The organism is Shewanella surugensis, assembly GCF_023284005.1.
Lineage (GTDB): Bacteria > Pseudomonadota > Gammaproteobacteria > Enterobacterales > Shewanellaceae > Shewanella > Shewanella surugensis.
Window position 1 is genome coordinate 65,759 of record NZ_JAKIKS010000007.1, and the last position, 12,451, is coordinate 78,209.

Sequence of the window (12,451 nt, forward strand, 5' to 3'; positions counted from 1 at the left end):
CCTCCCCTTGAGGCCGTTAATCATTGCGATGGAACGTTAATATTTTTATGCCGATGGTGCAGGTGCTGCCCCGATATGCATATTGGCCTCATCGATGGCGGCGAAGCCTTCGAACTCTTCCACGCCATAACCTTCGTAACGCCAATATTTATCTTCATGCTGCTTACGGTCTTCCACATTTTCCGCTTTGCGATGGCTAGTGCCTTTTTGGGTATAAATATGCAAATGCTTAGGAAAACAAAGCTGAATACGTTTACCAGGGAAGAAAGGCGGTGTATAAGCGCGAAGCCCACCATATCCGCTACTGAGCTGAGCTAATGCCACTTGCTCGGTGGGTTTATCGGCGGCATTCATCATCTTAGTTTCAGCAGCAGCGGTTAAATCGCTGCCCACTAATACAGAAAGGCCAGGATGATCACGTAAAGAGGGATGAATAAGGGTGTTTTTCATTTCGTTAATGAGAGCATCAAGGGTCTTATATTCGCCCTCTTTTAATGGGCCTATCGCATCGGGATTGAAATAAACCGGATCGGTCATGATTTGATCCGGCGCTTTTTCTTTTACAATTTGCAGCCAACCTTTGTTCACATCTTCACCGAGTGGATTGGCTTCGGGATCAGAGTCAACAGACACGCTAACCCCATTAAAACCAATTCGAAGCATATCCAATGCAAAACGCATGGTGGCGTTTTGACTCATCAGCATCATAAATTGATTGGTGTTACCTGAATTGGCCCACGAGGCCAGCATATCCCACGTAACCTCAGCACAAGAATCTGTAGCAGCCAAGGAATAATCATGACCTGTCATGCCTTGTCCACTGGCAAAGCGGCCATCTTTTTTGCGGCCAGTGGCGATGGCAGTATTACCGACCTTGATCACTTGACCTTGAATTTGCAGTACAGGATGCATGGTAATTAGTTTCAAAAATGCCACGGATTCGAGCAACGCGGCGCGAAGCTTTAACTCCATCGGAGCCGTCACGCTAAATTGTTTATCCACTACCGTGACGCCATAACTTTTGGCCATGTTAGTGCTATATGCTTGCAAGCCAGTTTTGGCTTCTTCGGTTAAATTCATTGTTTTCTCACTTTATTATCAGTTGTCATGCCCATGGCGCTAATGTGCTGTTTTAAACCACTGAAAAACTTTCACCCGCTCCGGCTGGATCAGGTTGTTGACCTGGCGCTTCTTGCTTTAATGCTGAAAATTCAGTGTTGAGCTGGTCGGTTTTAGTCACCAAACCATTAACGGCTGTCATTAAGGTGCTGAACTGCTCAGCCGTCACACCTTGCTCGCCTGCTGGCGGCGTATCTTTGGGTGGTGTCCCTGAAGGATCACCGGCAGGCGGTGTTTGCTCATCTTTCTTGCTAAAGGTTTCGACCTTCGTTTCTAGCTCGCCCACTTTGGTCGTTAAACCTGTGATGGCCGTCGTGAGTGAATCAAATTGCGTTTTATCCATGGGGGTGTCCTGTGAGGTGTCGGAAGATTCTGGCGAGAATATGCTTTTGAATAGTTCGATTATGGACTGTTCTTTTTTATCATCTTGGGTTGTATTGTCAGCATCATTAATGGGTTGACTGAAAACCATCTGCTCAGGCGCGCCGTACTTATGCGTAATAAAGCGCTCTTTACATGAGAACTTAAGGCGATCGGTACCTAAACTGGCTGGTTCATCAGTCACCCCTAAACCTGTCAAGTAAGCTTTATCCGTTTTAGTGAAATTAGGATCAAGCTCAATAGAAGTGAATACTTTCTGGTCTTGCTCATTAGCCGTGATTAATTGTGCATTAGGTTTTAACTTGGCAAACAAGCGTAACTTGCCGTCTTGCACTTCGGTTTTAACCGCCAATACATCACCCCAAGCACCATACCAACGACGATGCTCAGGCCAAATACGAGCGCTATAAGTTTGAGGGTTATAGGTTTCTGCAATATCAATTAACCACTGCTTTTTCATTGGCACGTTTTGGTGTGTTTCACCTTCCGTCGCGACGCGGATCCACTCTGTTGTTAATTGACTTTTAGCCATGTTTTGCGCTCGTTTCGTTGTGGTGTTATTCGATGGTTTTCATCTGTATTTCATGCAGCATAGCCAGATATTTGAGTGCTAGCATCTGGTTAATTTCCAACAGATTCGGATAATTGATCAACACAGAATGATGCCGAATTTTTCAAGGTTTGTTGTTACAAACAAATGCATACACTGACCCCAAACCCACCCATAAAAGTGACGCATTGGCTTACTCACCCGAAATTCGCGAAGCCGCAAAACGTTTGTATTTGCGCCGCCATACGCCCGATGAAATTCGCGACGAACTCAAGTTGCCGAATAATCGGGTTATCTATTATTGGGCCGACAAATATGCCTGGCGTGATTTATTGCGTGAAGAAGAAGTGGACGATGCCATTGCTCGCCGCGTTGTGCTACTGGTCGACATTCAAGAAAAATCAGGGATGCAAATTAAAGAGCTAGACATGCTGATTGAAAAACATGTCAAGCTCAAAAAACAGCGCGTCCAGCAAGAAAGGCAGACTCAAGGGAATAATGAAAGCCAAGGCGATAGTGGGAATAAAGGGAGCGGTAAAGGAAGTAGTAAAGGTCAGTCGGAAAAGAAAGGCCATAAACGTAAAAATGATGTCAGCCATTTAACAGCAGAAGATTTTAGTGACTGGTATGCAACCTTATTTGAATACCAAAAAACCATGCACGATAACTTGCATCAGCGTATTCGCAACATTTTAAAATCCCGTCAAATTGGGGCCACGTACTACTTTGCTGGCGAAGCGTTCGAGCAATCCGTATTAACCGGTGATCCACAAATATTCTTGTCTGCCTCTCGTGCTCAAGCTGAAGTTTTTCGCACTTATATTGTTAAAATAGCACAAGAGTTTTTCGACATAGAACTAAGCGGCAACCCGATAGTTTTACACACGGCTCATGGTGATGCAGAGCTGCGCTTTTTAAGTAATAACAGCAAAACAGCGCAAAGTTATCACGGCCATGTCTATGTTGATGAGTACTTTTGGATCGGCAAGTTTGACGAGCTCAATAAATTGGCCTCCGCGATGGCCACCCATAAAAACTGGCGTAAAACCTACTTTTCAACCCCGTCGACCAAAGCTCACCCCGCTTACACATTTTGGACAGGGGATCACTGGCGCCGTGGTAAAAGCGAACGTGAATCGGTCGAGTTCCCTAGCTTTATTGAATATCAAGACAATGGCCGCCTTTGCCCAGACAAACAATGGCGTTATGTGGTCACTATTGAAGATGCACTACGTGGCGGTTGTGAACTGTTTGATATTGATGAGCTGCGCGATGAATACAATGATGATGATTTCAAAAACCTGTTCATGTGCATTTTTATTGATGATGCCGACAGTGTTTTTAAATTTAGTGATTTAGAACCTTGCTCCATCGATGCTGATCACTGGACCGATTATAAACCCAATAAACCAAGGCCATTCGGTAATCGTGAAGTCTGGCTGGGTTATGATCCATCCCGAACGCGCGACAATGCCACCCTAGTGGTTATCGCACCACCGATCAATGAAGGCGAAAAATTCAGGGTATTAGAAAAACATGCTTGGCGCGGGCTTAACTTCTCACATCATGTGAGTGAAATACAAAAAATCTATGGCCGTTATAACGTCACTTACATTGGTGTCGATACCACGGGAATAGGTGCGGGGGTATTTGACTCCATTCAAACCCTTTACCCACGAGAAGCCACCGCCATTCATTATAGCGTAGGCAGCAAAACCCGCTTAGTGCTCAAAATGGTCGATATTATCGAATCTCGGCGTATTAGCTGGGATGCGAGTCACACCGATATTCCTATGTCATTTTTAGCCATTCGCAAGACCAATACCCCCACGGGTAATAACGTGACATTCAAGGCAGGCCGCGATCAAACGACGGGCCATGCCGATGTCTTCTTTGCCATCTCACACGCCGTCATCAATGAACCTCTGAATCACGCACATAAAAGGAAATCCACATGGTCGATGTAGCCGACACAACTAAAACAGAAAGTGATACCGAAAAAAAAGAAACCGTGTTGTTCAGCTTGCCTGAGCAAGTCATGCCCGATATGTGGCTCACCGATTACGACTCACTGTATTACAACAATACTCATGAATTTTGGGAACCCCCCGTTGATAGGCATTTGTTAGCCAATCTCACTCGGCGCAATGCCCAGCACGGCGGCATTATTCAAAGCAGGGCAAATATGGCCGCAAGCCGATATGTGAGCGGAGGCATGAGTGTGCAAGAAACTGAGGCTGCTTTTATTAACTTAGTTCAATTTGGCGATGTGGCGCTATTAAAAATCCGCAGTGGCTTTAGGCAAGTACTGCGCCTATTTCCACTGCCCAGCTATCGCACTCGCTGCACCAATGACGGCGGCGCATTGGTGTTAGAGCGTAACAATCAAGTTAAACGCTACAAGGCGCGCGATGTTATCTGGGTGCGGCAATATGACCCCGTACAACAAATTTATGGTTGCCCCGATTATTTAGGGGGTCTGCAAGCCGCGCTACTCAATGAAGACGCTACGCTATTTAGGCGCAAGTATTATTTAAACGGCGCCCACATGGGCTTTATTTTATATAGCACGGATCCTAATCTCGACCCCAAAGATGAAGATAATATCAAAAAGAAAATCCAAGAGTCTAAAGGCGTCGGTAATTTTCAAAGCTTGTTCGTCAACATACCAGGAGGCAGTGAAAAAGGCATGCAGATTATCCCCGTGGGCAATTTTGAGAGTAAAGACGAGTTCATGAACGTCAAGAACGTCTCCGCTCAAGATGTGTTAAATGCCCATCGCTTCCCACCCGGCTTAGCAGGAATTATTCCGGCCAATAATGCTGGGCTGGGTGATCCAACTAAATACGATGGCGTCTATTTTAAAAATGAAACTAAGCCATTAATTTTAAAAATGCGTGACGCGGTTGCTCAAGACAATGAAATTAACCCTAAATTAGCGCTTGAGTTTGATTTAGAAAGTTAATGTTAATCACAGAAAGGACAATAAACACTGTTTATATATACAGTGTTTTGAATTACACTTAAGTATAGCATCATTAAAGTTGGGAGATTTTATGAGTGTGAAAGTGTTGTGTGATACATGCGGAAAAAAAGCGATTATCGGTAAAGCACGGCGATTAAGCGTTGATGATGTCGATTTGTTTTGTTCGTGTCACGATCCTGAATGTGGGCTCAGCTTTAAAGCTGAGTTTATTTTTAGTCATACATTAAAACTAGGAGGTCTGGCAACTAAACTTGCATCTAACCCTCTGATTCATGATATTAGTTGTCTTGATCCTCATCGTCCTTATTGCCGTTGCGGCTCTGTAGCGATAATTAGAAAAACTAACCGCGTCAGTGTGTCTTATGCCGATGTGTATTGTGTGTGCTCAGATAAAGAGTGTGGCCATCAATTCGTCAATAAGTTGCTCTATCTTCATACCTTAAGCCCGAGTGCTAAAAATTGCAGTGCATTGGTCTCAGAACTCACCAAAGCCATGTCACCCAGCCACAAACAAGCATTACAACAAGAACTCGCGCTTTTTTAAAAAACTCGTACAAAAGACCTTTTAAAGTAGGATCCCCCCTCAAATACCAAAGTGACCTTATCTATCAGATAGGGTCACCACTTTTCAGTATTCAATTTTTTCGACTTTCAGTAACGTTTACGGTGTGTTTTACGGCCGTTCGGTAGTGATTTAGGCGGAGTATTAAAACCGCGTGGGGAACTTTAGTATTATGTAAAATAGGGGCGGAAATGGGGAAATTATCTTTTCTGTTAATAGGCTCACTTAAGTGGGATTATAAAGTGAGCCCATCTCTCATATCAATTGGGCTAAAAAGCGTTTTAATGATTTTTAGATTTTGTTATGGGCTTCGATGATAGAGTGACATTGTAATAAATATATTTTTGGTTAAAATCATAGTGTAAAAAAACATTGTGAAACAACCGACTTGACCCTTTATCTTAGTACCTTAGTAATAGTGACGATTCGGAACAATAGTGTTATTGCCAGCGTTATATTCTACCCTGACGCCGTCTAAAAAATATACATGAGCCAATGTATCCCAATGTTGTTGACCCGGTGGTCGAGAGGTATCTGTATGCCTGTGTATAGTTGACCATCCTGGGCTACCCGCTCCGAAGTAGTGGTACACCTCTGATGTCACCGTAGATCCCTCCCACGTCAGCGTTTGTATATGTCCTCCTATTATTGGCTGTGGGATTGGGATGGATGTTTCTTTCTTCCTAGGGGCTTTAGGCTTACCTAGCTGCATAACAATCGGCGATTTTTTCATCTTTGCACCGTTCAAGTATTTATTTACATTCGGCGCCATCTTTTGTCTTGAATTAACGACTTTATGATTATTTCCTTTCTCTACTTGTACATACATATCTCATACCTTATTAAATTTGTCTTTGTGCAATGTTATAGGCTCTCTTTCATTGCCTATAACAGTAAAGCTAAAAAGCGTTTTAATGATTTTTAGCTTTTGTTATGGGCTAACAGTTTAAGCGTGTGCCTCTTTGTTTTTCGTGTATCACCTTGCCATTTCAATAAGGATAGGCGGTGGTTATTTTTCCTTTAGTCCAATCGTCATATGTTGTCATTCCGCTTACATCAACAGACACAAATACTCTATTTAGATTCTTGCCGTTGTGGTCTTTCCCTACGGTATTCGTGAAATTTTCCTTATAGAATGTTAGTGCCGTTTTGCTATCATTCCAATTACCTTCTCCGTTTTTTATGACGTCAAGCACTAGCGCCATTATTTGATTTTCTTGGTTTAGAGCTGTCCCAGTCACAGTAAAAAAAGTTTTCGTGTTATCATTTAACACACCCCCATATAGATGTGAGTCCGTTATATGTTTTTCGTCGATTTTTAGCTTCCCGGCATACGGCTGCATATTTACTGGTAATCCAAGTGTATTCATCATTTCGTTCTGGATATCGTATTTTACTAATTGTTTAACCTCCCTGTTTATTTCTGTATTGTTTTCTATGAGTCCGTTTCCCATCAACAAGGTACGGATCCCGTTGTTATAGTTATTCTGTGTTTTCGCGGGAGTCATTTGTGTTGATTTGTATCCACACCGAGCGCTACACGGCAGACTTATTCCCCCATTACATTTTTTCTGAGCAACAGAATTAGCAACCGTCCTACTCTTATTCTCTTTTGGTTTCTCTACTTGTGCATACATATCTCAAACCTCTATAAATTGAATTTTGTCACTTGTTATAGGCTTTCTTCATTGCCTTCGCGCCATGGATGGTGCTTATGACGGGTCATGTCGGGAACAATGGCCTTAATAACATGCTGCATTGAACCAGTAGTGGTCTTTATTACGACTATATCTTTATCATTGAGTGGCTCAATAACACCTGATCTGGGTGTTATTAGGTCAGTGCGTCACTATTCCATAGTGTTAGCTAATGTAGATTGAATATAGCTCAAGCTACTTGGGGCGCTTGTGTTATCAGCAGAGACATCTTTATTTACGACATAATCTTTGATTAGCCATGAATGCCATATGCTCTTCAGCATATCTTCCTCGCTATCATTCAACTTGGTAAATATTAGGTTTGAGTGGGTAGGATGTATGGTGTTTTAAAATTGGGTTTTGGTGATGAGTACTACCAGTTATAAGACTCATTATCACTGGTATGTTTAACTCTAAAATGAACAGGAATGTTAGATTTCTCTCTAGCTCGGAGGGTTAAAGAAAGTGTAGGGATAACCTCTATCAGATAAAATGGTTAACTAATCTATTCTAAAATATGTACTTCTTCATGCCTTTTTCGAATTACCTTTTGGCATGTATCAATTAATTTAATGATTTTTTTAATATTATTTACTGAATGTTCCCAATAACCTGTATCAGATTCTTCTCCATATTTATATTTAATAGACTCTTCATACGTTGCATCAAAAACCTCCCGTAGACTAGCATATACATCTTCCGCATAGAATGGCTGGCTATATTCAACAGCATTAAGATATTCATTTAAGGCCACTTGATATTCTTTTAAACGCTGCATCTTTCGGTCTTCATGGGACTCTTTGGAGTTAACCCTATCAACAATTGGTCGCAAGGATAACGTGGCTTGTTTTAGGTCTACTAATTTGGCCCAGATATCTTGGTAAATCTGAAATTCCTTCTCGAATTTAACTTTATGTATATGCAAGCCTTTATCAAGCTTTGTTTGCTCTTTTTTTAGATAAGCATCAATTGATTTTTTTTCTTTTGCTAGAATACGTCCAATCCATATTTTGCCTATAAATGCTAGCAAGCCTGTCATTACAACTGAAGTAACTCCAGAGGTCAGAATTTGCTCAATTATTGTCATGCAGTAACCTTTTATTACTTTTTATAGTTTAGGATAAGATACTAGGGCAACCGCATGAACGTTTTTCACTCAACAATTGTTCGTTAAACATTCTGGTGTGGCACCATCATTAAGCCAAAAACTGGAACGAAAGAGGGTAATCGAATGTACCGTTATCAATCAGGTTGATTATTAAGCACTCATGCGGTTGCCTTGGATAAGATACAGACCTTATTGTTATCTATAGCTGCTTCAGTTTAGTAAAGCCTAAACGCAATGCTCCAGAAGATGGTGAAACTGAATATCTTTTACCATCTCTTTCAGGACTAAGATGTACTAGAGCATGCTCAATGATTTTGTACTGTAATTCTACTGTTCCAATAGAATCTAAAACATTTTCTTTATCGGTGTAACCCTATAACGCTCCTAACTCTAAAGTACCTACAGTTTCCTGATATTTATATTTCAACTCGATCATTGTAATTTCCTTATTTTTATTAATGAATATGTGAGTTCACCTCACTATACCAATAAAAACTTTTATTACTAATAATTTGTATATATAGATTTTGATTAGGCTTTACTCATGTAGCTAGCTAAGTTGAATGCACATATTTTTATCCAATCATTATCTGGATAATCATGAAAATCGTACATCAGCAAGTAAAATCCTGAAAATATTTCAGCGCATGAGTTGATTGACTCTGAGCGTTGATATTTTGTAGAGATTTAGGTATGTTATTGATTATAAATGGTAGGCCATGACTAAATCCATTTATTTATATTTTTTCTAAAGGAATTGTGCTGTGAATGAAAATATCAAGCAATCATTACTTAGAGGACGTTTAGTTTTATTATTAGGAGCAGGTGCATCATATGGCTCTAAAATGTCTAATGGAAAAGACATACCTTTAGGTCTTGAGACTGCAAAAATTCTTGCTGATATGATAGGCGAGAAGTACTGTCAAGAGCCTCTGTCCGATGTTTATAATGTGGTTAAAGAGACTATTGGTGAACATCAATTACATACTAAAATGGAGTCGCTTTTTAAACATATTACTCCTACTAAAAATTATATTGAAATCTTAAAATATCCTTTTTTTAGAATTTACAGTCTTAATATCGATGATGCCATGGAGAATGCAAAGACTCACAATAGAGGTTTAAAGTTTAATGTTCGGTTAAGAAATGATAAAATCATTGAGCCGGATCAATTATATAGAACCATAGATTATATTAAACTAAACGGTGATATAAATAGAGTTACAGACGGTTTTATTTTTTCATCTCAAGAATATGCAAAAGGGTCAGCTAAAGCTCCGTTGTGGTATGAGGAAGTTGCGAGAGACTTTACTAAATATACTTTTTTATTTATAGGCACAGAGCTGAATGAGCCTTTATTTCACCATATGGTTGAAAGTTACAGTTCTAAAAGTCACACTGCTGATTTTAAAAGTTATTTAATAACACCATCGATTAATTCAATAAGAAAAAGATCATTAGCATCATCTAAAGTTGAGCATATTAAAGGTACTATGAGTGATTTTGTCGCTTGGCTAAAATCAGAATTTGAAAGTGTGCCCACACCATTAGATGTCTTATGGAATGTTCGACCTAGCATCGCGACTATGCTAAGTCAGGCTGACGGAATAAAAGAAGATAAGCATATTAAAATTCTATCTTCAATTACTCCGATTCATAGAAGCTCATTATCTTTAATTCAACAAAACCCAAGCCTTTCAGGTGTGAAAGAGTTTTATAAAGGCTTTAAACCTACATGGCAAGATATAATTGAAAATGTTCCCGCAATATTAACTAGTACTGAAAACTTATATAATATCTTTGAAAGTACCCCGCCACCACTGAGTTTGTATCTTGTAACTGGTTCTGCTGGTTGTGGTAAATCTACGACATTAAAACAGCTTGCTCTTCATTTGTCCGAGAGTAAAAATATGAATGTATATTTTATTGAAGAATATACAAAAATACTGAATAAAGTTGTAGATGAACTAGATGAAAGAAATAGCTCTTCATACTATTTGTTTTTTGATCGAATAGGTGATTTCGCATCTCAAATAAGCGAGATCATCAGTAAAGATAAGTCTTTTAAAGTTATTTTTATCAGTGCAGAAAATCCGAATAATTGGATAATGAGAGTTAAGGAACATTTGTCAGATAAGCTGACTAAACAAATTGATATATCAAAAATTGTAGATCAGGATGCTGACAGGATTTTGGCAAAAGTTGAAGAGTATGGGAATTGGACAAGACTTTCTAAACTATCGAAGAAGAGAAGAAGGTTTGAATTACTGAAGCGTTCAAAAAAGCAATTGTTAATCGGCTTGATGGAAGCTACTTCTGGTGAAGGCTATATTGACCTCATTAAAAAAGAATACTCAGCAATTAAAAATAAATCACAAAGATTTCTATTGATTTTGTCTGGTTTAGCTACCAGAGAACGAGTTGTAGCAAGTGAATCTACTTTATCAAGAGCTCTGGATTTCTTAGGTTTAGAGTCGAATGTATACTTTTTGTCAGGTTTTTTAGAAGGTACACTGAAATATTCCAATGGTAACGTTACAACACGGCATAAAGTTTATATTGATAAGTTATTTGAACGACACGTGTCACAAAAAGATTTGCATAGTGCAATCGTAGCTTACCTAAAATCTTTTACGGTCTATGATTTTCCAATTGCAATAAACATATCAAAAAGTGAAATGGCGATTTACAAAAGCTTGGTGAATGCTAAATTATTAAATAAATTATTCAGTGGCAATGAAACATTTATATTGTCAATTTATGAATTATATGAAAAGGATTTTGAAAAAGAGGGGCTATTCTTGATGCAATATGGACTTGCATTAAGGACATTTAGTAAAGACGATGAAGCGTTAGAAAAACTTAAGATTGCTCATATCGCTTATCCCGAAAATCCACAAGTAGAGCACTCATTAGCTCATCAGAAGTTAATTATTGCATGTAAAACACATGATGAGAATTATGCCATGTTGCTTTTAGCGGAGGCTCAAGCTGTATTGAAGAGGCTTGATCGTGCTGGAATACAGATTTACGATACATATCCAATTACAGCATTATCTGAAAGCCATGTTCAAATTCTTGATAAATTTGGACAAAAAGAATCCGCATTAATACATGCTAAAATATATTTCAACCAAATAGACAAAACTAAAAATGTTTTAGAAAATGAAAGATTGCAAAAAACATTGGCTAAATTATTAAAATATACAACGACTACAAAGTGGGTAAATAGTTAAGGGCTAATAATTGTTTATTTGTACTTTAGAAGCTTTATTTTTTAAGGGGGTATAATCGGGTAGCCGGAGCTGCTAGCCTCCACACTAAATAATATGTTCAAGCATAGTTTATGACACTTTTTTCGTCAGTTGATTATTAATAGCAGGCTATGATTATAGCTACATTTTGGCATTGAAGGCCGAAGAAAGTCCATCTATCAGTGGATATAATCAAGGTAGTACTTAGCGCTTGCTGTATTTATGATTAAGTGCCTGAGTTGAAGTTATTCGATATTTTGTTTGATTTTCAAACTGCACGGATATACCGATTATCTGATAACACATGAGTTTGTGCTTTCTAAAGGGCTAAATTCAACCTTTGAAAACTTTTACTTAAGCACTTATCAGTGATAAAAACGTCTTATCACTGGTAATTACCTAGTAAATTGGCACTATCTCAGACATAGACTAAAATTTAATACAGCGCGATTGACTATCGTTCTAAATCCATTAAAGCGAAACCTAAAGCCCTGATACTCCTATCGGGGCTTTTTATATTACTGATTTACGACTAGACATTAGCCAAATACGCACAACAAGAGATTAGTTAACTCGGCTATTTATCACACCAACTTAAAACCCTACGGCTTTACAGCGGCATACTGAATTACCGCACCGCGTGAGTACCTGAAGTAAATAGACTCCAAAACGGCATTAACTTCGTAACCGTCCGAGCAAGTACATCTTCAACCGTGTTCATCGATCCCTTATGTTAACCCCTGACTATGATATCAGGAGTTAATATGACTAAGCGTTCTCATGAAGAGTGGGTT

General features: G+C 39.3%; 9 protein-coding genes. 4 read left to right on the forward strand and 5 right to left on the reverse strand.

Going from position 1 to position 12,451, the window contains the following annotated elements:
- Positions 1–45: 45 nt before the first annotated feature.
- Together L2764_RS03325 and L2764_RS03330 are read right to left on the reverse strand one after the other, a co-directional pair.
- Positions 46–1,080 (reverse strand): phage major capsid protein, P2 family, encoded by a 1,035-nt coding sequence (locus tag L2764_RS03325; RefSeq protein ID WP_248938823.1) that lies wholly within the window; start codon positions 1,078–1,080, stop codon positions 46–48.
- 52 nt (positions 1,081–1,132) lie between these two features.
- A complete protein-coding gene (locus tag L2764_RS03330; RefSeq protein WP_248938824.1) occupies positions 1,133–2,032 on the reverse strand; it encodes a GPO family capsid scaffolding protein in 900 nt (299 codons plus the stop codon).
- A gap of 206 nt (positions 2,033–2,238) precedes the next feature.
- Between L2764_RS03330 and L2764_RS03335 the strand changes: the two genes are divergently transcribed.
- The 3 genes from L2764_RS03335 to L2764_RS03345 all read left to right on the forward strand — a co-directional run bounded on the left by L2764_RS03335 (position 2,239) and on the right by L2764_RS03345 (position 5,580).
- The gene (locus L2764_RS03335; RefSeq protein ID WP_248938825.1) at positions 2,239–4,017 is read left to right on the forward strand and encodes a terminase large subunit domain-containing protein; all 1,779 of its coding nucleotides are present in this window, start codon (positions 2,239–2,241) and stop codon (positions 4,015–4,017) included.
- Positions 4,005–5,015, forward strand: a complete 1,011-nt coding sequence (locus L2764_RS03340; RefSeq protein WP_248938826.1) for a phage portal protein — start codon at positions 4,005–4,007, stop codon at positions 5,013–5,015. Before L2764_RS03335 ends, L2764_RS03340 begins: the two co-directional genes overlap by 13 nt.
- 91 nt (positions 5,016–5,106) lie before the next feature.
- Positions 5,107–5,580: an ogr/Delta-like zinc finger family protein gene (locus tag L2764_RS03345; RefSeq protein WP_248938827.1), complete on the forward strand. Its 474-nt coding sequence runs from the start codon at positions 5,107–5,109 to the stop codon at positions 5,578–5,580.
- 427 nt (positions 5,581–6,007) lie between these two features.
- Here the strand turns inward: L2764_RS03345 and L2764_RS03350 are convergent, their stop codons facing one another.
- The 3 genes from L2764_RS03350 to L2764_RS03360 all read right to left on the reverse strand — a co-directional run bounded on the left by L2764_RS03350 (position 6,008) and on the right by L2764_RS03360 (position 8,382).
- On the reverse strand, positions 6,008–6,331 hold the full coding sequence (locus L2764_RS03350) for a hypothetical protein (protein ID WP_248938828.1): 324 nt from the start codon (positions 6,329–6,331) through the stop codon (positions 6,008–6,010).
- Between the two features lie 256 nt (positions 6,332–6,587).
- The gene (locus tag L2764_RS03355; RefSeq protein WP_248938829.1) at positions 6,588–7,235 is read right to left on the reverse strand and encodes a hypothetical protein; all 648 of its coding nucleotides are present in this window, start codon (positions 7,233–7,235) and stop codon (positions 6,588–6,590) included.
- A 565-nt stretch (positions 7,236–7,800) separates the two neighbouring features.
- The gene (locus L2764_RS03360; RefSeq protein WP_248938830.1) at positions 7,801–8,382 is read right to left on the reverse strand and encodes a hypothetical protein; all 582 of its coding nucleotides are present in this window, start codon (positions 8,380–8,382) and stop codon (positions 7,801–7,803) included.
- 785 nt (positions 8,383–9,167) lie between these two features.
- Here L2764_RS03360 and L2764_RS03365 point away from each other — a divergent pair.
- The gene (locus L2764_RS03365; protein WP_248938831.1) at positions 9,168–11,639 is read left to right on the forward strand and encodes a P-loop NTPase; all 2,472 of its coding nucleotides are present in this window, start codon (positions 9,168–9,170) and stop codon (positions 11,637–11,639) included.
- Positions 11,640–12,451 lie beyond the last annotated feature (812 nt).

Excerpts from the sequence above, each read along its gene's own strand:
- L2764_RS03325 (WP_248938823.1), bottom strand. The coding sequence starts at position 1,080 with ATGAATTTAACCGAAGAAGCCAAAACTGGCTTGCAAGCATATAGCACT.
- L2764_RS03355 (WP_248938829.1), bottom strand. The coding sequence starts at position 7,235 with ATGTATGCACAAGTAGAGAAACCAAAAGAGAATAAGAGTAGGACGGTT.
- L2764_RS03345 (WP_248938827.1), top strand. The coding sequence starts at position 5,107 with ATGAGTGTGAAAGTGTTGTGTGATACATGCGGAAAAAAAGCGATTATC.
- L2764_RS03330 (WP_248938824.1), bottom strand. The coding sequence starts at position 2,032 with ATGGCTAAAAGTCAATTAACAACAGAGTGGATCCGCGTCGCGACGGAA.
- L2764_RS03350 (WP_248938828.1), bottom strand. The coding sequence starts at position 6,331 with ATGAAAAAATCGCCGATTGTTATGCAGCTAGGTAAGCCTAAAGCCCCT.
- L2764_RS03360 (WP_248938830.1), bottom strand. The coding sequence starts at position 8,382 with ATGACAATAATTGAGCAAATTCTGACCTCTGGAGTTACTTCAGTTGTA.
- L2764_RS03340 (WP_248938826.1), top strand. The coding sequence starts at position 4,005 with ATGGTCGATGTAGCCGACACAACTAAAACAGAAAGTGATACCGAAAAA.